Here is a 20,065-nt window from a genome sequence, read left to right as displayed (position 1 = left end):
TCCCGATGAAGCCTTACTTCACCGGGATCGGATCACAAAAACAAACGTAATTTGTGGAGGCTGTTTGTCAGCGAAATGGAGACCTGAGGATCAGATCGCGTCGCCCGTGGGGGGATTCAGGCCGGCATTGCCGCGATAGAGCGAGGCCGTGCGCTGGATGGTGGCTTGGTTGACCCCTGATGCGGTCGCCATGCCGTCGATGCGGGGCACCGTCGTGCTGATACGTTCCGCCAGTAGTTCAGTCACGGCAGCCCCATGACCCGCTTGAGCGCGGGTGATCAGGAAGCGGCTGGTTTCTGCTGGGGTGGTGGCCCGTCCCAGCAGAGCCAAACCTGCCGCAGACGCGGCCCGAAGGGGTGCCATCGTGGCGATGCGCTTCTGGAACGCTTCGCTCATCGCTACCTCAGCAATGAACTCGGTCAGGTCAATGTCCTGATTGCGCAGCCGTGATTCCGCGCTGATGAGACGCTCATTCCCTGTGGGGACACGGTTGAGAAGCTGCTTGTAGGTTGCATTTACAGCAGTCTGGAGTTCATCTTCGCTGCACGGCTGTTTCAGCTCCAGCGTCGCGGGAAGTCCACCCCGCAAGCGGAATCCTTCAGCGCCTTCTGTGACAAGAGCCATCCCCATGCGTGGGAGTGCTTGCCCGCTCCGAGCATTAGAAGAAATCAGCTCAACGCTCCATGACCGGCCACCAATGCTGGTTGGCGTTGAGTTGCTTGCTCGCCGCATCGGGAAGCCAGTCCTGTTGGACGCAAGACGTTGTTGACGCACTACCGACAGCCAACTGGGCGCAGCGGCGTTTCCGCTCGTCGTTGTCGTGAAATCTTGGGTGGCTGTCTTTTGAGTGTCCGGCAGGTTGCGTGGCGTTACATCGCCACTGCTGCGGAATGCTTCGGACCGCTGTTGTGTTTCAGGACGGCTGCTGAGGGTGAGGTCAGCGGGAGCCTCAAGATTGAGAGCACGTGACCAGCCTGGAGTGCGGCGTGCAGTCACATCACCGGGTGTGATGAAACGTTCGTAGGGGACTGTGTCGGCCCCAAAAGCTTCGCTGTAGTCCTTGCTGTCGATCAGAGCGTCAACCACTCCGTAGAAGCCGTGGCGGGCAGCGGTGTCGAACAGGGCATCGATTTCCCAGCGGCCGAAGGTGGGGCGTCCCAGCAGACGGCGGTGCATGACTTCGATCGCCTTCACGATGTAAAGACCACTCCAGTAGCGGCGTCGAAAAGCATCGGATTTGGCGACTGCCCGAACAAAATCCTTGAGTGAGATGTCTCCGTTTTCGAGGCGGGCTTCATCAGAGCTCATCCGCTCTCCCGCATAGCCGCCGTTGCCGAGCACTTGCACGTAAACAGCCTTAATTACGGCTTGGGTGCTGGCCTCAGTCGTACGGACGCTGGGCTGACCACCTCGCCCTGGATTCACAGTGCCACCCGTGGCGATCTGCTGAAGTCGCATCACACGTGGACCACCCTTGCGGGGGCGGCTCTTGCGGAAGCTGGCGCTGTCCAGTTGCCCGGGGCTGTTTAGACCGTTGCTCACCAGCAGCCGGCGGCTGTCGTAGCCGTAAGGCGCTGGCCGTGTGGCCACCGAGGCGGTTCCGCTCGGGAAGATGGCGCCGAATTTGTTCGCCACCGGATCATTGCCACCGCCGTAGACGTGCTGGTCGGCAAAGGGCTGGCGGTAGGAGGCGTAAAGGGTGACGTACTGCGGTGCGCCATCGAACGGGGCGCTGAAGTTGAAGAGCTTGCGGTTGGAGCCCCAGCCGGCACTTTCCTGAGCTTCCGTGCCGAGATCCCGGAGGTAGGGAACGGTTTCCTCTCCGAAGGCCTGGGCGTATTCGGAAGAGTTCACCAGCACATCAACCAGGCCATTGAGGCCCTGGTCGCTGAGGATCGCGAATGACTTGCGGAATTCCTCGAGGGAGCTGATGCCCCGGCCGAGGAAGTGGCGGTAAGCCAGTTCCACCACGCGGCTGTTGACGAAACCGTCGTGGAACTGCTGGCGATATTCCTTGCTGCGGCCGAGGGCACGAACGAATTCGCGCATTGAGATCTGGCCTTGGGCGACGGCGCTGGCTTTGTCTGCACAGGGGGTCTGGGAGTAGCCCTTGGCGATGTCTCGCTCAAAAACCTGGCGGTAGGCGGCACGGATTATTTCTGCCTTCTCGGCACCCGACAGACCCGGCCGCATTTCAAACAGCTGACGTCCCTCGGAGGCCAGGGCATAGATCGCGGGCAGCTGCAGGCCCTGTTGCACCGCACTTCCCTGGCGTTGCTTGGTGCTGGGGGTGGGGATGGCCAGCTCCTGCAACAGCACGTTGAAGCAGTCGATGGTCATCTGACGGGCTTCAGGACGATCCCGCAGCAGTTCCGCTGAGGCGGCACGCATTTCCTGAAGAGCCACATTGGTGGCGGCCAGGGAGCAGTTCTCAAGAAGGATGTCGCGCAGGCCGCGGGTGTTGACCGCAAGGATGCTTGGGTCTCCGGCCACCAGTGCGTATCCCACGTAGCGCAGGAACCAACCCATGTCGCGCACTGACTTGCGCATGAAGGCCGGGCCGTATTTGGCCACGCTGATGGCGTTGAAGCCTGTGGGAAGCACCACACGAATATCAGCATCCCCACCGGCCCCTTCGAGAAGACGGGTCAGGAAGTTGCCTCTTTTCTTGGTGCCGCTATCGCCAGTGAACGTGCGCACCGACTGCTCAAACGCGGCTTGGTCTGCTGCCAGCGGAGTGCCTCCCTGAACGGTTGAACGGCCGGTTTCGCCCGTTGTTAGAGGTGATTCAAGGAAGGATAGGGGCGTTCCTCCCACAAAAATTCTGTTGGCGGCGCGGGCCACGATGGCCTCGGCGTTGGCCGCAATGATCCGGGACGCTTCGATCCGGTCCTGACCGGTTCGGAAGAAGGTCACAAGACTGTCTAGTTCCCCGTTGTCAGGGAAACGGTCCTGCTGCTCTGCCTGACGGACGCTGGAGAGCGGCAGCGTGTCGAACAGTTGGGGAGACACGCGCGGGCTGCCGCTGCTGGCGGTCACTGTCATCGACGAAAGCAAGCCGGATCGCGCCACGTTACGGCTGTTGGGATGGCCCTCCGTGGCCCCATGAACAAATGTTTGCAGGCCTTGCGGTGCTGCAGGGGATCCACGGGTCTGACGTGAAAAGCTCGCAGGCGCGAAATCTGTGCTGCATGACCCACCCCAAGCCCAGTGATGCTGCGACTCCTGTGGTTAGTGCGTTTTATGACCGCTTCCCCTTCCCGGGGGATCCACTGCAGGACGGACCGCCCCCGGGATACAACTGGCGTTGGTGTCACCGCAGCGTTCTGGCCGCCGTGCTCGGATCAATCCCTGCAAAGATGGAGGCGCCGCGGATCCTCGATGCCGGCTGCGGAACCGGGGTGAGCACCGATTACCTCTGCCATCTCAACCCGGGCGCTGATGTGCTCGGGGTAGACATTAGTGATGGGGCTCTGGCGGTGGCGCGGGAACGCTGCCAGCGCTCCGGGGCGGCTGAACAAGTGGCCTCCCTGCGTCAGGAGCAGCGCAGTCTTCTTGATCTCAGCGACGAAGGCTCTTTCGACTACATCAATTCGGTTGGGGTGTTGCATCACCTGGATCAGCCGGAAGCGGGGCTGCGCTCCCTAGCGGATCGCCTGGTTCCTTCGGGTCTGCTGCATCTCTTTCTTTATGCCGATGCCGGTCGCTGGGAGATCCATCGGACCCAGAAAGCGCTGAGCATTTTGAATGCCGGCACAGGGTCGGAAGGCCTGCGTCTAGGGCGGGAACTCTTCGAGAGCCTGCCCGAGGGCAACCGCCTTGCCCGTCATCACCGTGAACGCTGGGCTGTGGATTGCGCACCTGACGCGAATTTCGCGGACATGTACCTGCACCCACAGGAAACCAGTTACAACCTCGTGCGCCTCTTCGCGTTCATCGAAACGGCGGGTCTGCATTTCGCCGGCTTCTCCAATCCGGAGGTCTGGGATCCAGCACGCCTTCTGCACGGAGAGCTGCTGGAACGAGCCCAGGCCTTGCCACCGCTTCAGCAGTGGGAGCTTGTGGAGCAGCTGGATCCCGACATCAGCCACTTCGAGTTCTTTCTCTCCGCGGCACCGGTGGAACGACCTCGCTGGAGTGATGAGGCCCTTGGTCGGGCCAGGGGTTTGGTGCAGCCCTGCCTCTGGGGGGAACCCGATCCAATTCTTGGTCGCAACATGGAGCCCATTCAGCTCAGTGATGCCGACCGCTCCTTGCTGCGGACTGTCGCCGAGCAGCCGCAACAGACGCTGGGGACCCTTGCGTCTCCTGATCAGATCCGCGATCTTGTGAACCGCCAGCTGCTTCTGTTGCAGGAATAACAGCAGCGAACGCGTGATAGATTCCGCGCGCCATTTCAGGCAGCGCTTGGAAGATTTTTATCGTCTTCAACGTCGCCTGCTGTTGGCCACCGTTCTGGTGTCACTCGTCACGGTTCCGATCGTGGCTCTCACCATGAATCTTTCGGTGGCCGGCAGTGTTTTTGTGGGCTCCTGCGCCGGACTTCTGTACGTGCGCTTGCTGGCTCGCAGTGTGGCCCGGCTCAGTGACCAGTCCCGTGGACTGGGGCGTTTTCAGCTCATCGTTCCAACCCTGCTTGTGGTTGGTTCGGCCAAGCTGCCTCAGCTCGATCTGCTGCCGGCCTTCCTGGGATTCCTTCTCTACAAGCCCGCCCTGATTCTTCAGCACGTCTTTGACGACCGCTGAGTCTGAGCACTTTTCTCTGCACCCATGGCTTTGTTGCCCTTACCACTCCCGTTCGCTGAACTGGAAGTGGGTCATCACCTGTACTGGCAGATCGGCGATCTGTATCTGCACGGCCAGGTGTTCCTGAGCTCCTGGATCCTGATCGGCATCCTCCTTGCTGTGGTGCTTGTTGGCACCCGCGGGATGAAGCGTGACCCGATCGGTCTGCAGAATCTGCTCGAATTCCTTTGGAACTTCATCCGCGACATCGCCCGCGACAACATCGGCGAGAAGTACTACCGCGACTGGCTGCCGTTCATCGGCACATTGTTCCTGTTCATTTTCGTGAGCAATTGGGGCGGAGCTCTGATCCCCTGGAAGATCTTCGAACTCCCTGAGGGTGAGCTCGGCGCTCCCACCGCAGACATCAACACCACCGTGGCGATGGCTCTGCTGGTGTCCCTGGCGTACTTCTATGCCGGCCTGAGCCGTAAGGGTTTGCGCTTCTTCGAGCTGTACGTGGAGCCAACCCCGATCATGCTCCCGTTCAAGATCATCGAGGAATTCACCAAGCCTCTCTCCCTCTCCTTCCGTCTGTTCGGAAACATCCTTGCCGACGAATTGGCTGTGGGGGTGCTGGTGTACCTGGTTCCGCTGATCGTGCCCCTTCCTGTGATGCTTCTGGGTCTGTTCACCAGTGCCATTCAGGCTCTGATCTTCGCGACCCTGGCGTCCTTCTACATCGGTGAAGGCCTCCACGAGGCCCACTAAAACCCGATCCCCTCTATCGCCTGAGAACGGCGATCTGCTAAACACATCCGCGCGCAGGTCCGGCATTGCACCCGGGCCCGTTCCTTCGGGAATGTCCCTGCGCGGGGGGAACCGATCCCCAAGTCCATTCCGTACAGCGCTCCCCAGCGCTTCCCCTTACACCACCCAACATGGATTCCATCACCTCCGCCGCTTCCGTTGTGGCTGCTGGCCTGGCAGTCGGCCTCGCCGCCATCGGCCCTGGTATCGGTCAGGGCACCGCGTCTGGCGGCGCTGTTGAGGGCATCGCCCGTCAGCCCGAAGCCGAAGGCAAGATCCGCGGCACCCTGCTGCTGTCCCTGGCGTTCATGGAATCGCTGACCATCTACGGCCTGGTGGTGGCTCTGGTGCTTCTGTTCGCCAACCCCTTCGCCGGCTGATCAGTCCAGGGGGGTCGTTGATCCCCCTTCTGAACTTCTTGTTTCGATTCCTTCCCAGCGCACCTTTCCATGACCTGGCTTCTGCTCGCTGAAGCAGGTGTTCCGGAGGGAGGTCTTTTTGACCTCGATGCCACCCTTCCGCTGATGGCGGTTCAGGTGGTTCTCCTCACCTTCCTGCTCAATGTCCTCTTCTTCCGTCCGGTCGGCAAGGTCGTGGAAGATCGTGAGGGCTATATCTCCACCAGTCGTGCTGATGCCAAGCAGAAGCTTGCCCAGGTTGAACGCCTGGAAGCTGATCTGGCTGAACAGCTGAAAGGTGCCCGCCAGGCCGCTCAGGCAGTAATCGTTGAGGCGGAACAAGAAGTTGATCGGCTTTACCGCGAAGCGCTGGCCCAGGCGGAAGCTGAAGCCAACCGCACCAAAGAGGAAAGCCGTCGTGCCATCGAGGCCGAGCGTGAGTCCGCCCGCACCCAGCTCAAGGGTCAGGTGGATCAGCTGAGCACCACGATCATCAACCGTTTGCTGGCAGCGTGATGACCCTTAATCTCAATCCGCTCGAGACCAATCTGGTCAACCTGGTCATCGTTATCGGGCTCCTGTTTTGGTTCCTGCGCGGTTTCCTTGGAGGAATCCTGGAACGCCGCCGCGCCGCCATCCTTCAGGAATTACAGGACGCAGACTCCCGCTTGAAGACCGCCACCGAAAATCTGAGCCAGGCCCAGTCCGAGTTGGCTGCTGCCCAGCAGAAAGCCGAGAAGATTCGTGCTGATGGCCAGGCCCGTGCCGCAGGCATCCGGGCTGAAGGCGAAAAGCGCACCATCTCCGTGATGGCTGCGATCAAGGCCGGTGCCGATGCCGATGCCGAAGCCGATGCTGCTCGGATCAAGGACAGCCTGCGACGTGAGGCCGCCCTGGCGGCAATCGACAATGTTCTTGCCGAACTTCCGTCTCGTCTCGACGCTAGTGCTCAGGCCAAGTTGATCGATTCCACCATCAAAAATCTGGAGAACGCCTGATGCCTCTCCTCAATTCTCTGGCTACCCCCTACGCCGAAGCGTTGCTTCAGGTCACCGAAGCCCGCGGCGAGTCTGAAACCGTTGCCGATCAATGCAAGCAATTGCTTGCGATCTGGAACGACTCGGAAGATTTCCGCGACGCCATGGTGTCCCCGGTTCTTGAGCCGGATGCCAAGAAGAAAGCCCTCAAGGCGTTGGTTGGTGAGGATGTCACTCCTTCAGTTTTCAATTTGCTGAAGGTGTTGGCTGACCGTCAACGACTCATCGCTTTTGATGCGGTGATGCTTCGCTATCTCGAGCTTTATCGGGAACAGCAGGGCATCACGCTGGCCCAGGTCCGTTCTGCTCAAAGCCTCAATGAGGATCAACAGGCGGCACTGTCCAAAAAGGTGCAGGCCATGGCCGGCACCAACAAGGTCGACATCGACCTCAGTGTGGATCCGTCCCTAATCGGCGGTTTCGTCGTGAGTCTCGGATCTCAGGTGATCGACGCCAGCCTGTCTGGCCAGGTTCGTCGCCTCGGTCTGGCACTCGCCAAGGCGAGCTGACCTCACTCTTTCCTCCACCGCTCCTTCCTCCCCAACTCCCAGCAGGGATCACACGCCATGGTTTCCATCCGTCCCGACGAGATCAGCGCCATCCTCAAAAAGCAGATTGAGGACTACGACAAGTCGGTTTCCGTCAGCAATGTCGGCACCGTTCTGACCGTGGGCGATGGCATCGCCCGTGTTTACGGCCTGCAGCAAGCCATGGCCGGCGAACTTATTGAATTTGAGGACGGCACTGAAGGCATCGCCCTGAACCTCGAAGACGACAACGTCGGCGCAGTGCTGATGGGTGAGGGTTACGGCATTCAGGAAGGCAGCACGGTGAAGGCCACCGGCAAGATCGCCGCTGTGCCCGTGGGTGAAGCCATGCTGGGCCGCGTGGTGAACTCCCTGGGCCGCGCCATCGATGGCAAGGGCGAAATCGCCACCAGCGAGACGCGCCTCATCGAATCCATGGCGCCCGGCATCATTCAGCGCAAGTCGGTGCACGAGCCGATGCAGACCGGCATCACCGCCATCGACGCGATGATCCCCGTTGGCCGTGGCCAGCGCGAACTGATCATTGGTGACCGCCAGACCGGCAAGACCGCCATCGCGATCGACACGATCCTGAACCAGGCGGATCAGGACATGATTTGCGTCTACGTCGCTGTTGGTCAGAAGGCTGCTTCCGTGGCCAACGTCGTTGAAGTGCTGCGTGAGCGCGGTGCCCTCGATTACACCGTGATCGTGGCGGCCAACGCCTCCGAGCCCGCTGCGCTGCAGTACCTGGCTCCCTACACCGGCGCCACTATCGCCGAGTACTTCATGTACAAGGGCAAAGCCACCCTGGTGATCTACGACGATCTTTCCAAGCAGGCTGCTGCTTACCGCCAGATGTCGCTTCTGCTGCGTCGTCCGCCCGGTCGTGAGGCCTATCCCGGAGACGTCTTCTATTGCCACAGCCGTCTGCTTGAGCGTGCAGCCAAGTTGTCTGACGCCATGGGTAAGGGTTCCATGACCGCCCTGCCGATCATCGAGACTCAGGCCGGAGACGTTTCGGCTTACATCCCCACCAACGTGATTTCGATCACGGATGGTCAGATCTTCCTCAGCTCCGACCTGTTCAACTCAGGTCTGCGTCCTGCGATCAACGTGGGCATCTCTGTGAGCCGGGTGGGTGGTGCTGCCCAGACCAAGGCCATCAAGAAGATTGCCGGTACCTTGAAACTGGAGCTGGCCCAGTTTGACGAACTGGCCGCCTTCTCCCAGTTCGCTTCTGACCTGGATGCTTCCACCCAGCAGCAGCTGGAGCGCGGCAAGCGCCTGCGTGAGCTGCTCAAGCAGCCTCAGTTCAGCCCCCTGATCCTTGCTGAACAGGTCGCCATTGTTTACGCAGGTGTGAAGGGCCTTATCGACGACGTCCCCGTCGAAAAGGTTGTCGACTTCTCCCGTGAATTGCGTGAGTACCTCAAGTCCAATAAGGCGGAGTTCATCACCGAAATTCAGGAAAAGAAAGTGATGAGTCCTGAGGCTGAGGCGATCCTCAAGGACGCCATCACCGAAGTCGTGTCCACCATGGTCGCTTCCGCGGCCTGAAGGAGCTGCCGAAATGGCGAATCTCAAGGAAATCCGAGACCGAATTAAGTCGGTCAAAAACACCCGCAAGATCACCGAGGCCATGCGCCTCGTGGCTGCGGCCAAGGTGCGCCGCGCCCAGGAGCAAGTGCTCCGCAGTCGTCCCTTCGCGGATCGGCTGGCCCGGATTCTGGAAAACCTCCAGTCCCGCATGGGCTTCGAAGATGCTGCTTCTCCCCTGATGCAGCAGCGCAATGTGGAGACCATCACCCTGGTAGCGGTTACCGGTGATCGAGGCCTGTGTGGTGGCTACAACGCCAACATCATCAAGCGCACTGAACAGCGTTTTGCTGAGCTGAAGGGCAAGGGCTTCGATGTGAAGCTGCTGCTGATCGGTACCAAAGCCATCGGCTACTTCACCCGTCGCGACTACCCAATCCAGGCCACCTTCTCCGGTCTCGAACAGGTGCCCACCGCCGATGAGGCCAATACGATCTCCACAGATCTGCTGGCTGAATTCCTGGCCGAAAGCACTGACCGCGTTGAGCTGATCTTCACCAAGTTCATCAATCTGGTGAGCTGCAAGCCCGTGGTTCAGACCCTGCTGCCCTTGGATCCTCAGGACATCGCTGATCCTGATGATGAGATCTTCCGTCTCACCACCAAAGATGGCCTTCTGACGGTGGAGCCTGGTGCAGGCCCTGCCAACACTGAGCCGAAGATTCCTTCGGACATCGTGTTTGAGCAGACCCCTGAACAGTTGCTGAATGCACTGCTTCCGCTGTATCTGCAGAACCAGATGCTGCGTTCCCTTCAGGAATCGGCAGCCTCCGAGCTGGCCAGCCGGATGACGGCCATGAACAACGCCAGCGATAACGCCAAGGAGTTGGCCAAGACCCTCACCCTTGACTACAACAAGGCCCGTCAGGCTGCGATTACTCAGGAGATCCTGGAAGTTGCAGGTGGTGCTGCCGCTGTTGGCTAACCATTTCGGCTGATCTTTTCGCTCGATTGATTCAGCCAACGCCGGTCCTTCGGGGCCGGTTTTTTTGTGCCGTGTTAACGATGAAGCTGAGCGGTTTGAGAAGTGGGCGTGCTTCAGCTTCATCAGCTCTTCCCCACCGTCGTGGCAACAACGCAACTTCCTCTCGACCCTCTGCAGCAGGCGACCTGCATTCAGGCTCTGCTGGAGCTTCGCGGCGAGGCCGATGGCAACCCCAGTGAAGGCTGCGCCTGGACGGGCGACCTGCATGAGGTGTGGCAGCTGCATCAACAGCAGCCCTTTCAGGCCTTGGCTCAGCTGGTGGTTGAGCAGGCCTGGAATTATCTCGATTCGCTTGGGTTTGAGCGAAGCCAAGTGGCCCTGCATCTGCAGCGTTGCTGGCCGGTGATCAGTGATTGGGATCAAGCGGTTGGCCGCCACCATCACCCCAATGCCCATCTCAGCGCTGTTCTCTACCTCACCGGTAACGGCTCGGGAGAAGAAGGCGTGTTGCGGCTGCATACCTCCCATCAACCCAATGAGTTGGTGGCGGGTTTGGCCGTTGGTTATGGCGGCCCAATTGCTGAAGGCCACCCGTTCAATCAGTCCCACTGGGATCTGGCCCCACGCCAGGGTTTGCTGCTGCTGTTTCCGTCGAGCCTGCACCACAGCGTTCTGCCCAATGACGCCCCAGACGAGCTGCGCTGTTCCATCAGTTTTGATTTCGTGCTGACAGCACCAATGCAGGGTGGTTCGCCGGAATTTCTGGCGCCCCACCCCCGCCATTGGGACTCGCTGGAGGAGCCCATTGCCTGAGAGAATGCGGCATCTTCCTTGTTGAGCCCGGCATGTCCGACGTGGCCACCTACACCGTCCGTGCCGAGTTCGAAGGCGAAACCCACAGCTTTCCCTGCCGCGCTGACCAGACGGTGCTGAATGCTGCTGAGGCCGCTGGCATTACCCTTCCCAGCTCCTGCTGCTCCGGGGTATGCACCACTTGTGCTGCGGTGATCAGCGAGGGCAGTGTTGAACAGCCCGATGCAATGGGCGTGAAGGGTGAGCTTCAGCAGCAGGGCTACAGCCTGCTGTGTGTGGCTTTCCCGCGGGCCGATCTCACCCTCAAGGCGGCGCAAGAGGATGCGCTCTACGAAGCCCAGTTCGGTCAATACCAGAAGTGAGGCTCACTAGCCTGCAACGCCAGTTTCCTTGGCCCGCTGATGTGCCATTGGTTGAGCTGCGCAGCTGGATCCGTCAGCAGTTGGCTCAGGAGGGTCATGTGCTGCGTTGGGCTCTTACCGCAGTCCACTCCAGCGCCGATGGTGCTCGAACCCTTCAATTGGAGGCAGTGATCAGCGCGTGAGCTCGGCACCGATGCCAACGCTGATGCTGGTGCCGACAGGCATCGGTTGTGACATCGGTGGCTACGCCGGTGACGCCCTGCCGTCTGCACGGTTGCTGGCTGCAGCGAGCGGCTGCCTGATCACCCATCCCAATGTGATGAACGGGGCTTCGCTGTATTGGAGCGATTCCCGCGTGCTCTATGTGGAGGGCTATGGCCTCGATCGGTTTGCCGTGGGTGATTGGGCCCTGCGGCCGGTGCGAAGGCAACGGATCGGCTTGCTGCTGGATGCCGGCATCGAGCCCGAGCTGGCCCAGCGCCAGATTCAGGTGGCTGAGGGCTGTCGCGCCAGCCTGGGTTTAGAGATCGGCCCGGTCATTACAACGGATGCGCCCCTTGAGGTGACGCTTGAGTGCGGTGCCAGTGGCGCCAGCTGGGGGCGATTGGGGTGTCCTGATGCCTTGTTGCGGGCTGGTGAACGCTTGAAGCAAGCCGGGGCGACGGCGATTTCGGTGGTGGCCCGCTTTCCGGAGGATTCGAAGAGTGAGGAGTTGGCGGCTTATCGCCAGGGCAGTGGCGTGGATGCTCTGGCCGGTGCTGAAGCGGTGATCAGCCACCTGCTGGTGCAGCACCTGCAGATTCCCTGTGCCCATGCGCCCGCTTTGGACCCTTTGCCCCTGGATCCGCAGCTGGATCCAAGGGCGGCGGGTGAGGAGCTCGGCTACACCTTCCTGGCCTGCGTGTTGGTGGGGCTGAGCCGAGCACCGGATCTGGTGAGCGCCCCCCGACAGCCTGGCGATCTTGATGCGGCGCAATTGGGGGCAGTTGTGGTGCCCGAAGGTGCCCTGGGGGGGGAGGCGGTGTTGGCCTGTGTGGAGCGCAATTTGCCCGTGGTCTGCGTGGCCAATCCATCGGTGCTGTCGGTTACGGCCGACGCCATTGGTTTGAGCCAAGGCGTTCTTCATGCCAGCAGTTACAGCGAGGCAGCAGGGTTGGTGCTGGCGCTGCGGGAGGGATTGAGTCCGGCGTCCCTGGGCCGGCCACTACCAGCGCTGCAACGGTTGGATTGATGCCTGGCGGTTTCGGTGCAGCCTCCGATCAGAGCTCTTGCCCCTGTGGGGGTGGTGTTTATCGCAACTGCTGCGGGCCCTTGCATCGCGGCGATCAGCGTGCCGAAACGGCTGAACAGTTGATGCGCTCCAGATATTCAGCTTTTGCGCGCGGCGAGATCGACTATCTGCTGGCCACCCATCCCGAGCCGGATGTTCCAGCACAGCAGCGGCGTCGTTCCCTGGAGCGGAGTTGCCGGCAGACCCGTTGGTTCGGCTTGACTGTGCTGGGTGTCAGCGCCGGCGGCCCGCGTGATCTAGATGGAACGGTGCAGTTTGAAGCCCGTTATCGCGGTGGGGTGCTGAAGGAAACCTCCCTGTTTCAGCGTCGCGATGGCGCGGAGGATGGCCCTTGGCTCTATGTGGGTGCACTCCACTTGGAGGGCTAACGCAGGCAGGCCATCGGATGCCGCGGCGGTACCCCCAGTGCTTTGGCCACGCCGGGGTGGCAGACCGATCCCTGCACCGTGTTTAGGCCGGAGATGAGTTCCGGTCGTTCCGTCACCGCTTCCTCAAGACCTCGTCCGGCGATGCCCAGGATGTACGGGAGTGTCACGCTCACCAGGGCTTCGGTGGAGGTGAACGGAACCGCACCAGGCATGTTGCCCACGGCGTAGTGCTGCACGCCGTGGATGGTCACGGTGGGATCGCGGTGGGTCGTCTCCTGGCTTGTGGCGATGCAGCCGCCTTGGTCGATGGCCACATCCACGATCACCGAACCGGGCCGCATCTGCTTCACCATCTCCTCGTCCACCAGGGTGGGGGCGCGCCCGCCGGGAGTGAGCACGGCTCCGATCACCAGATCCGCCGTTGGCACCAACCGTTCCAGAAGCCCGCGGCTGCTCACCACACTCATCAAGCGACCGCGCCGGTCGGCCTCCAGGCTGCGCAACCGCTGGGGTGAGCGGTCGAGCAGCAATACCTCGGCATCCATGGCGGCGGCCGTTCGTGCGGCATTCCATCCCACGGTGCCGGCGCCAAGCACCACCACCCGGGCCGGCTGCACGCCGGTGCAGCCCCCCATCAGCACGCCGCGGCCGCCGTGGGGTTTCTCCAGCAGGTGAGCTCCAACCTGGGCCGCCAAGCGTCCCGCGATTTCGCTCATAGGCGCCAGCAGCGGCAGGCTGCCGTTCTCCAGCTGCACGGTTTCGTAGGCGATGGCGGCGGTGCCTGCCTCCAGCAGGGCCTCGCCAACGCTGGGATAGGCGGCCAGGTGCAGGTAGGTGAACAGCACCATGTCCTTCCGCAGGTAGGCAAATTCCTCCGCCTGCGGTTCCTTCACCTTCACCACCAAATGAGCGCCCCAGGCCTCGTCGCGGCTCACCATTTGGGCACCGGCGGCGGCGAAGGCTTCGTCACCGATTCCCGCTCCAGCCCCGGCACCGGTTTCGATGCGCACCTCCAAGCCTTGGCTGACCAGCTCCCGCACCGCATCGGGAGTCAGCGCCACGCGCTGCTCATCGAGCTTGATCTCCTTCGGCACACCGATGCTGGCCATCGGGGCCGAGAGAACGGAGGCTGCCATGGCGGCTTCAAGGGGATCCCTTCAATCTGGCTCCGCTGCGCGCAACCCGCCACATCTCAAGGGTGGGACTGCTTTAGGCCGCTGCAATGGGCAACCGCCAGCCGCTGCCGAAGGCCTGGGGGCTCACCTTGAGCAACGGTGCTGCCTGGCGTCGCTTGAACTCGGCCTTTTTCAGCAACCGTTCCACCCGTTGAACAAGGGCGGGATCGTGGCCGGCCTCCACCAGGGTTGGTCCAGACTGGCGCTCCTGGATCAGCGCTTTGAGCAGGGCGTCCAGAGCGTGGTAGTCGGGCAGGGAGTCGCTGTCTTTCTGGTTGGGCCTGAGCTCGGCGCTGGGGGGTTTGCGTCGAATCGCCTCCCCCACCAGCTCCCCGTGGGTCGGGAGTCCCAGCGCCTGGCGGCAGCCCAGGGCTGCGTCGCTGTCGAGCCAGTCGCACAGGGCAAACACGCTGGTTTTGTAGAGATCGCCAATCACCGCAAGCCCGCCGTTCATGTCGCCGTAGAGGGTGCAGTACCCCACGGCCAGCTCGGATTTGTTGCCGGTGGTGAGCAGAAGTTGGCCCTGCTGGTTGGCCACGGCCATTAGCAGGGTGCCGCGAATGCGTGATTGCAGATTTTCCGCCGTCACGCCCTGGGGCGTTGCCCCTAGCGGTGCGGTCAGGGCCTGGTCGTAGCCCTCCATCAGGCCGGCGATCGGTACTGTGTTGGTCTGCAGCCCCAACCGTTCGGCTAAGGCCAAGGCGTCGTCGATGGATCCAGCCGAGCTCCAGGGGGAGGGCATCAACAGCGCTGAGACCGCCTCGTTCCCAAGGGCTGCGCTGGCGATCACGGCCACCAGCGCTGAGTCGATGCCGCCGCTCAACCCCAGCAATGCCTTGTTGAACCCGCATTTCCTGGCGTAGTCACGCACCCCAAGCACCAGGGCGCGGAACAGTCGCTCGAGGGGGGGCATGGGTTGAATCTGGATCGAGGTGGGATGGTCGCTGTCCCACACCGCCAGGTGCTCCTCACAGACGGGGAGCTCCAGCTGCATGGCGCCATCGGCTCCCATCACAAAACTGGCCCCGTCGAACACCAGCTCGTCGTTGCCACCCACTTGATTGAGGTAGATCAGAGGGCAATTGAGGCGTTGCGCCGCCGCCGCCGCCAGCTGTTGGCGCAAGGCTGGCTTGGAGGCATCGAAGGGGGAAGCCGCCAGATTGATCACCAGATCCGGCTGTTCGGGGATCAGTTGATCGATGGGATCCGGTCCGTCCAGGCGCTCGCGCTGCAGGCCGTCATCCACCCAGAGGTCTTCGCAGATGGTGAGGCCCACTCGCTTCCCGTTGGGCAGCCTGAGCAGGCAGGGCCCATCGCCGGGGCGGAAATAGCGACGCTCATCAAAGACGTCGTAACTGGGCAGCAGCTGTTTCTGGGCAATCGGACGCCAGCCCAGACGATTCACCAGAACCACACCATTGTGCAGCCGTGGACTGCGAGCATCTGTTGCGGGCAGCGCAGCTCCCACCAACAGGGTGACGCTGCTGTTGAGTTGGTTCACCAGCCACTGCAGCACCATGTCCTGCTGTTTGAGGCGGCTGGGCTCGAGCAACTGGTCCCGAGGGGGATACCCCCAGAGGGAGAGTTCAGGGGTGAGCACCAGCTCAACAGCCTGCTCTTCTGCCCTGAGCACGGCCTCCAGAATCCGCTTCGCGTTGCCCTCGAAGTCGCCGATCACAGGGTTGAGTTGCGCCAGTGCGATACGCATCAGCAGAGGCTCCCAGAGAGGCCATAAAGATTGTGCTGGAGCAACAGCGGCCACACCGCTTCAGGGATCTGAGCTTCATTCGGTTGCTGGCGCAGTTGCGAACTGGCGGTGGCGGGAACCTCCAGATCCAGCAGCTCCACCCGTCCGCCCAGATCGCGCAGTGCCTGCAGCGTCGCGTCCTCGAGGGGCCAACCCTTACGTGGGGCTATGGCCAGGCGGCACTGCGGCAGCCAGCAATCGCTCTGTTTCCAGCGGGGAACCTGGCCGGCGAGATCGCTTCCCACCACAAACACCAGGTCGCGATCAGGCCAATGCTGGGCGGCCCGTTGCAAGGTGATCAAGGTGTAAGGGCTGCTCAGATGCTGGACCAGCTCCAGCCGTTCATCCTGCAGTTGCTGCACCAGCTGGCCGAGCAGCATCGCCCGCAACGCCAGGGGGGCATCGTGCTGTTTCAGGGGGTTGTCACTGGCCCAGGTCGCAACCTGGCCATAGCGGCTCAACAGACCCTCCAGCAGCACCTGGTGGCCGCGGGTGGGTGGATCGGCGCTGGTGCCCAGCAAAGCGATGGCAGCAGCGGTCATCTCAGGGCAGCAGTGGTTGCAGATCCTGCTCCAGGGCTTTGGGCCAGCGCAACAGCCAATGGTGCACCACGGGATCACGTTCGGCCAGGCGGCGCAACAGTGCACCTGGTTGTCCACCGCGCCGTCGCAGCAACTGCTGAGCCACCAGACGCCCCGTTCGGCGGCTGGCATGCACTGCCAGGGCGGCCTGGGCCAGGGCCACCGGCGCTGCAGGGGCCAAGCTGCCGCCGCCGCTCACCGGCACCAGCAGCAGCAGTACCTGCTTGAGGGCCGCCAGCCCCAACTGCACTCCGCCCAACAAGGCGTTGTGGCTGGAGAGTCGGGTGAGCAGCAGCCTTGCCGCCGCAGGTGTCATCGGCAGGTTGTAGAGACGGCTGAGCTGCAGCACCAGGGCGGTGTCGCAGGCCATGCCTCCCGCCATATCCAGTGCCATCACAGGGTTGACGGCCACGCCGGTGGCCTTGGCGGCTGCATAGCGACCGATCAGGCTCTGGGCCGTGCGGCGGTGCTGTTGCAGCCGCAGTTCTTGGCAGGCCTTCTGGAAGCGGTCGGCCTGGCGCAGCGACTGAATCGCCAGCAGCAGGGTGGCTTCGTTCTCCAGCTGCCGGCAAAGCTGCTTCTGAAGATCTTGTACCTGCGGCGCCGTGATCCTGCTGCGCACCCGTCCATCTGCCTGGATCTGGGGGCTGCGGGGCGCTGCCGCTGCCGCGGTGATCGGTAGATCCACCGGCAGCCGGGCGCGGATGCTGCGCAGCAGTTCGGCACGTTCCTGCTTTGGCCAGCGGTCGCTCCGGTTCAGCACCAGCTGCAGGGGTTTGCCGCTCTCCAGCAGCGTGCGTAAGGCCTCCAGGTCGGCCCGGGTCAGGTCGCTGTCCACCACCAGCAGCACCAGATCAGCCCCCATGGCCACGCGGGAGGCCAAGCGAGCCCGCCCAGCGGCATCAATTTCATCAATGCCGGGGGTGTCCACCAGTTCCACCCTGGTCAGTCCGGCAATCTCCACGGGCCAGTCCACCGCCTGCTGATGGCGGGTGCTGCCGTGGGCGACATCCGTTGCCAGCAGTGGCTGGCGGATCAATGCATTGATCAGGCTGGATTTGCCGACCCCCACCCGACCAAACAGAGCAATGCGCAGGCGCCGTTGCTGCAGCCGTTGCAGCTGACGATCCAGCAGCTGCAATTCACCCCCCAGCAGTCCCTGGTCCCGTGGGCTCAGCTGAAGCTGACTGCGCCAGTGTTCCAGCAGCAGCTGGCAGCGCTCAACGGTATCGGGCGGGGTGGGTTGCATCCCTTTCATGCTGCCGGCTTACGCCACCAGCCGGCCAGCACGGCCAGCACTGATTCGGCACCGATCACGCCGACAAAGCCGCCGAATTCATCCACCACAACGCGTACGCCACCGCTATCGCGCCGGAAGCCTGTCAGTAGCCGATCGGCCCGGATCATCTCGGGCACGTATTCCACCGGTTCGCAGAGGTCAACGGGTGTGAGCAGGCCGCGGTTCTCCAACAGAGCGGTGAGCACCCGTTCGCGGCTGGCCACGCCAAGCACCTTGTCCACTTGATCACCCAGCACCACCCACCAGGGATCGTTCGTGCTCATCAGCTTGGCCCGCTGGGCTTCGATGCTGAGGCTGCCGTCCAGGGTGGGCGCCGCCACCCGCGGCGTCATGAGGTCGCGGGCGGTGAGGTCGTTGAGTTGGAACACCTTGCCGATCATCGCGGCTTCATCGGCTTCGATCTCTCCCTTCTGGGAGCCCAGACGAGCCAGCAGACGGATCTCCTCTTCATTGGTGCTGAGTTCCGCTTCGGCGGTAATGGCCGGCAGCATCCGTTCCAGCAGCAGCACCAGCGGCCGTAGCGCCAGGCCGAGCCAATGCAACAGGGGTGCGCTGGCCAGGGCCACCGGCAGGGCCAGACGGCTTCCGAGGGCTTTGGGCAGGATTTCCCCCAGCAGGATCACCAGGACGGTGAGTCCCACCGAGAAAACTGGCAGGGCTGCACCGCTGATATTGCGCTGCTCGAACACCCAGGCGGCATAACCACCAAGCATCAGGCTGCCGAAAATGTTGAAGCCGTTGTTGGCGATCACCAGAGCCGATAAGGTGCGCCCCAGTCGTTGACGCAACTGCGCTAGCCGCCGGGCCCCGGCCACGGGGCGTTCCCGGGCAGCCAGCTCGTGCACCCGGATCGGACTCACGGTCAGCAGGGCGGCCTCCACGCCGGAACAGAGGGCCGAACCCAGCAGCACCACCAAAACCAGCAGCAACAGCACCAGGAGATCGGAGCTCATTGCCGTCTGAAACTCCTTGCATCGTAGAGGCCCTGGCCAGTTCGGCCTTGCCAACTGCCATCCTGTTCCCCTGAACGCTCTGCTGCTGTGAACGGTTTCGACTCCGGCATCCACGCGCGTCGTCGCGCCTTGTTCATGGAGCAACTCGGCGCTGCCGCCGCTGTGATCCCGGCCGCGGCGTTGGCGACCCATCACGCCGACTGTGAATGGCCTTTCCGGCAGGAAAGCGATTTCTTTTATCTCACCGGTTTTGATGAACCGGACGCGGTGGCTCTACTGCTGCCGCATCGACCGGAAGGCGAGCGCTACGTACTGTTCGTGCAGCCCAAGGACCCGGCTGCTGAGGTGTGGACTGGCTTCCGCTGGGGCACCGAAGGAGCGGTGGAGCGCTATGGGGCGGACCTGGCCCATCCGCTGGATCAGCTGAGCGAAAAACTGCCCGAGTACCTCGCCGGTGCCGAAGCCATCGCCTTCCGGGTGGGCCGCCATACATCGGTGGAATCGATGGTGCTTTCGGCCTGGGGGCGGCAACTGGATACCTATGCCCGCACAGGGACGGCGGCCCTGGGCCTGGTGGCACCAACGCCGATCCTGCATCGCCTGCGCCTGCGCAAGGAGCCCCATGAGTTGGAGCGTCTACGAGAGGCCTGTCGCATCTCCTCAGAAGCCCACGAGCTGGCCCGATCGATCACCCGCCCTGGCATGAACGAAGCCGAGGTGCAGGCGGCGATGGAGGCCCACTTCCGCAGCAACGGGGCCCGCGGTCCTGCCTACGGATCCATCGTCGCCGGCGGTGATAACGCCTGCGTGCTGCACTACACCGCCAACACGGCCCCCCTTCAGGACGGTGACCTGCTGCTGATCGATGCCGGTTGTTCGCTGGAGGATTACTACAACGGCGACATCACCCGTACCTTCCCGGTGAATGGCCGCTTCACGGCGGAACAGCGGGAGCTCTATAGCGTGGTGTTGGAGGCTCAGGAAGCTGCGGTTGCCGTTGTGGCTCCCGGCGGCACGGCGGAGGCGGTGCACGACACCGCCCTGCGAATTTTGGTGGAGGGCCTGGTGGACCTGGGCCTGCTGATCGGGGATGTGAATGGCATCATCGAGCGAGGCGACTACCGCCACCTGTACATGCACCGCACCGGCCATTGGCTGGGTCTGGATGTGCATGACGTGGGGGCCTACAGGCTCGGTGAGCAACCTGCGCCGCTGGAGCCAGGCATGGTGCTCACCGTTGAGCCCGGTCTTTACGTCAGCGATCGCCTCAGCGTGCCGGAAGGACAGCCTGAGATTGACGATCGCTGGAAAGGTATCGGCATCCGCATCGAAGACGATGTTGCCGTCACCGAGACCGGCCATGAGGTGCTCACCGCCGGCGCCCTCAAGAGCGTTGCTGCGATGGAGCGCTGATCGCCTCGATCAGCGGGGAGTTTCGCGGAGCACAGTCTCCC

At 62.5% G+C, this 20,065-nt stretch carries 21 protein-coding genes; 15 read left to right on the top strand and 6 right to left on the bottom strand.

The features are described from left to right. Positions 1-90 precede the first annotated feature (90 nt). Positions 91-3,045 carry a phycobilisome rod-core linker polypeptide gene (locus Syncc8109_RS09295; protein WP_025362496.1) on the bottom strand — a complete coding sequence of 985 codons (2,955 nt, stop codon included), beginning with the start codon at positions 3,043-3,045 and terminating at the stop codon, positions 91-93. A 146-nt stretch (positions 3,046-3,191) separates the two neighbouring features. Here Syncc8109_RS09295 and Syncc8109_RS09290 point away from each other — a divergent pair, with 146 nt between their 5' ends. The 14 genes from Syncc8109_RS09290 (at position 3,192) to Syncc8109_RS09225 (ending at position 12,855) form a co-directional block, all read left to right on the top strand. Further along, the gene (locus tag Syncc8109_RS09290; RefSeq protein WP_006850277.1) at positions 3,192-4,361 is read left to right on the top strand and encodes a bifunctional 2-polyprenyl-6-hydroxyphenol methylase/3-demethylubiquinol 3-O-methyltransferase UbiG; all 1,170 of its coding nucleotides are present in this window, start codon (positions 3,192-3,194) and stop codon (positions 4,359-4,361) included. Between the two features lie 46 nt (positions 4,362-4,407). Next, the gene (locus tag Syncc8109_RS09285) at positions 4,408-4,746 is read left to right on the top strand and encodes a hypothetical protein (protein WP_006849693.1); all 339 of its coding nucleotides are present in this window, start codon (positions 4,408-4,410) and stop codon (positions 4,744-4,746) included. A gap of 24 nt (positions 4,747-4,770) precedes the next feature. Beyond that, positions 4,771-5,496, top strand: coding sequence for a F0F1 ATP synthase subunit A (atpB, locus tag Syncc8109_RS09280; protein ID WP_006852023.1), 726 nt, complete (start codon positions 4,771-4,773; stop codon positions 5,494-5,496). 170 nt (positions 5,497-5,666) lie between these two features. Further along, positions 5,667-5,915: an ATP synthase F0 subunit C gene (gene atpE, locus Syncc8109_RS09275; RefSeq protein WP_006851467.1), complete on the top strand. Its 249-nt coding sequence runs from the start codon at positions 5,667-5,669 to the stop codon at positions 5,913-5,915. A 69-nt stretch (positions 5,916-5,984) separates the two neighbouring features. Continuing rightward, positions 5,985-6,449: a F0F1 ATP synthase subunit B' gene (locus Syncc8109_RS09270; protein ID WP_006851720.1), complete on the top strand. Its 465-nt coding sequence runs from the start codon at positions 5,985-5,987 to the stop codon at positions 6,447-6,449. Further along, on the top strand, positions 6,449-6,931 hold the full coding sequence (locus Syncc8109_RS09265) for a F0F1 ATP synthase subunit B (protein ID WP_025362495.1): 483 nt from the start codon (positions 6,449-6,451) through the stop codon (positions 6,929-6,931). Before Syncc8109_RS09270 ends, Syncc8109_RS09265 begins: the two co-directional genes overlap by 1 nt. After that, entirely contained in the window at positions 6,931-7,479 is a 549-nt protein-coding gene (atpH, locus tag Syncc8109_RS09260; RefSeq protein ID WP_006850267.1) for an ATP synthase F1 subunit delta, read from the top strand. The genes Syncc8109_RS09265 and atpH overlap by 1 nt, the downstream gene beginning before the upstream one ends. Before the next feature lie 57 nt (positions 7,480-7,536). Then, a complete protein-coding gene (atpA, locus tag Syncc8109_RS09255) occupies positions 7,537-9,057 on the top strand; it encodes a F0F1 ATP synthase subunit alpha (protein WP_006849812.1) in 1,521 nt (506 codons plus the stop codon). A gap of 13 nt (positions 9,058-9,070) precedes the next feature. Then, positions 9,071-10,021, top strand: a complete 951-nt coding sequence (locus Syncc8109_RS09250; RefSeq protein ID WP_006850398.1) for a F0F1 ATP synthase subunit gamma — start codon at positions 9,071-9,073, stop codon at positions 10,019-10,021. A gap of 102 nt (positions 10,022-10,123) precedes the next feature. Then, complete coding sequence (locus Syncc8109_RS09245) at positions 10,124-10,834, top strand: TIGR02466 family protein (RefSeq protein WP_006850972.1); 711 nt, start codon at positions 10,124-10,126, stop codon at positions 10,832-10,834. A 32-nt stretch (positions 10,835-10,866) separates the two neighbouring features. Then, on the top strand, positions 10,867-11,196 hold the full coding sequence (locus Syncc8109_RS09240; RefSeq protein ID WP_006850728.1) for a 2Fe-2S iron-sulfur cluster-binding protein: 330 nt from the start codon (positions 10,867-10,869) through the stop codon (positions 11,194-11,196). Between the two features lie 41 nt (positions 11,197-11,237). After that, complete coding sequence (locus Syncc8109_RS09235; protein ID WP_232202411.1) at positions 11,238-11,378, top strand: hypothetical protein; 141 nt, start codon at positions 11,238-11,240, stop codon at positions 11,376-11,378. Next, on the top strand, positions 11,375-12,427 hold the full coding sequence (locus Syncc8109_RS09230) for a DUF3326 domain-containing protein (RefSeq protein WP_006851684.1): 1,053 nt from the start codon (positions 11,375-11,377) through the stop codon (positions 12,425-12,427). Before Syncc8109_RS09235 ends, Syncc8109_RS09230 begins: the two co-directional genes overlap by 4 nt. Next, positions 12,427-12,855 carry a YchJ family protein gene (locus Syncc8109_RS09225; RefSeq protein ID WP_006851259.1) on the top strand — a complete coding sequence of 143 codons (429 nt, stop codon included), beginning with the start codon at positions 12,427-12,429 and terminating at the stop codon, positions 12,853-12,855. The genes Syncc8109_RS09230 and Syncc8109_RS09225 overlap by 1 nt, the downstream gene beginning before the upstream one ends. Here the strand turns inward: Syncc8109_RS09225 and ald are convergent. From ald to Syncc8109_RS09200, 5 genes are all read right to left on the bottom strand, one after another. Then, complete coding sequence (gene ald / locus Syncc8109_RS09220; protein WP_006849837.1) at positions 12,852-13,991, bottom strand: alanine dehydrogenase; 1,140 nt, start codon at positions 13,989-13,991, stop codon at positions 12,852-12,854. The genes Syncc8109_RS09225 and ald overlap by 4 nt on opposite strands. Positions 13,992-14,064: 73 nt before the next feature. Continuing rightward, positions 14,065-15,738 carry an NAD+ synthase gene (locus Syncc8109_RS09215; protein WP_006851990.1) on the bottom strand — a complete coding sequence of 558 codons (1,674 nt, stop codon included), beginning with the start codon at positions 15,736-15,738 and terminating at the stop codon, positions 14,065-14,067. Beyond that, entirely contained in the window at positions 15,738-16,319 is a 582-nt protein-coding gene (locus Syncc8109_RS09210; RefSeq protein ID WP_006850048.1) for a nicotinate-nucleotide adenylyltransferase, read from the bottom strand. The genes Syncc8109_RS09215 and Syncc8109_RS09210 overlap by 1 nt, the downstream gene beginning before the upstream one ends. A 1-nt stretch (position 16,320) precedes the next feature. Beyond that, complete coding sequence (locus tag Syncc8109_RS09205) at positions 16,321-17,616, bottom strand: GTP-binding protein (protein WP_006849714.1); 1,296 nt, start codon at positions 17,614-17,616, stop codon at positions 16,321-16,323. Continuing rightward, positions 17,613-18,611 carry a CNNM domain-containing protein gene (locus tag Syncc8109_RS09200; protein WP_006851287.1) on the bottom strand — a complete coding sequence of 333 codons (999 nt, stop codon included), beginning with the start codon at positions 18,609-18,611 and terminating at the stop codon, positions 17,613-17,615. The genes Syncc8109_RS09205 and Syncc8109_RS09200 overlap by 4 nt, the downstream gene beginning before the upstream one ends. An 87-nt stretch (positions 18,612-18,698) precedes the next feature. On the opposite strand from Syncc8109_RS09200, the gene Syncc8109_RS09195 reads away from it, so the two are divergent. Continuing rightward, positions 18,699-20,024: an aminopeptidase P N-terminal domain-containing protein gene (locus tag Syncc8109_RS09195; RefSeq protein WP_006850849.1), complete on the top strand. Its 1,326-nt coding sequence runs from the start codon at positions 18,699-18,701 to the stop codon at positions 20,022-20,024. The last annotated feature ends 41 nt before the right edge of the window (positions 20,025-20,065 follow it).

It is taken from the genome of Synechococcus sp. WH 8109 (assembly GCF_000161795.2).
Lineage (GTDB): Bacteria > Cyanobacteriota > Cyanobacteriia > PCC-6307 > Cyanobiaceae > Parasynechococcus.
Note: the sequence above shows the minus strand (reverse complement) of the source record. Positions and strands in the feature narration are given on the sequence as shown.

Coding starts and splice junctions, on each gene's coding strand:
- Syncc8109_RS09215 (WP_006851990.1), bottom strand. CDS start 15,738: ATGCGTATCGCACTGGCGCAACTCAACCCTGTGATCGGCGACTTCGAG.
- Syncc8109_RS09205 (WP_006849714.1), bottom strand. CDS start 17,616: ATGAAAGGGATGCAACCCACCCCGCCCGATACCGTTGAGCGCTGCCAG.
- ald (WP_006849837.1), bottom strand. CDS start 13,991: ATGGCAGCCTCCGTTCTCTCGGCCCCGATGGCCAGCATCGGTGTGCCG.
- Syncc8109_RS09225 (WP_006851259.1), top strand. CDS start 12,427: ATGCCTGGCGGTTTCGGTGCAGCCTCCGATCAGAGCTCTTGCCCCTGT.
- Syncc8109_RS09290 (WP_006850277.1), top strand. CDS start 3,192: ATGACCCACCCCAAGCCCAGTGATGCTGCGACTCCTGTGGTTAGTGCG.
- Syncc8109_RS09295 (WP_025362496.1), bottom strand. CDS start 3,045: ATGACAGTGACCGCCAGCAGCGGCAGCCCGCGCGTGTCTCCCCAACTG.
- Syncc8109_RS09200 (WP_006851287.1), bottom strand. CDS start 18,611: ATGAGCTCCGATCTCCTGGTGCTGTTGCTGCTGGTTTTGGTGGTGCTG.
- atpB (WP_006852023.1), top strand. CDS start 4,771: ATGGCTTTGTTGCCCTTACCACTCCCGTTCGCTGAACTGGAAGTGGGT.
- Syncc8109_RS09270 (WP_006851720.1), top strand. CDS start 5,985: ATGACCTGGCTTCTGCTCGCTGAAGCAGGTGTTCCGGAGGGAGGTCTT.
- atpE (WP_006851467.1), top strand. CDS start 5,667: ATGGATTCCATCACCTCCGCCGCTTCCGTTGTGGCTGCTGGCCTGGCA.
- atpA (WP_006849812.1), top strand. CDS start 7,537: ATGGTTTCCATCCGTCCCGACGAGATCAGCGCCATCCTCAAAAAGCAG.
- Syncc8109_RS09265 (WP_025362495.1), top strand. CDS start 6,449: ATGACCCTTAATCTCAATCCGCTCGAGACCAATCTGGTCAACCTGGTC.
- atpH (WP_006850267.1), top strand. CDS start 6,931: ATGCCTCTCCTCAATTCTCTGGCTACCCCCTACGCCGAAGCGTTGCTT.
- Syncc8109_RS09250 (WP_006850398.1), top strand. CDS start 9,071: ATGGCGAATCTCAAGGAAATCCGAGACCGAATTAAGTCGGTCAAAAAC.
- Syncc8109_RS09240 (WP_006850728.1), top strand. CDS start 10,867: ATGTCCGACGTGGCCACCTACACCGTCCGTGCCGAGTTCGAAGGCGAA.
- Syncc8109_RS09210 (WP_006850048.1), bottom strand. CDS start 16,319: ATGACCGCTGCTGCCATCGCTTTGCTGGGCACCAGCGCCGATCCACCC.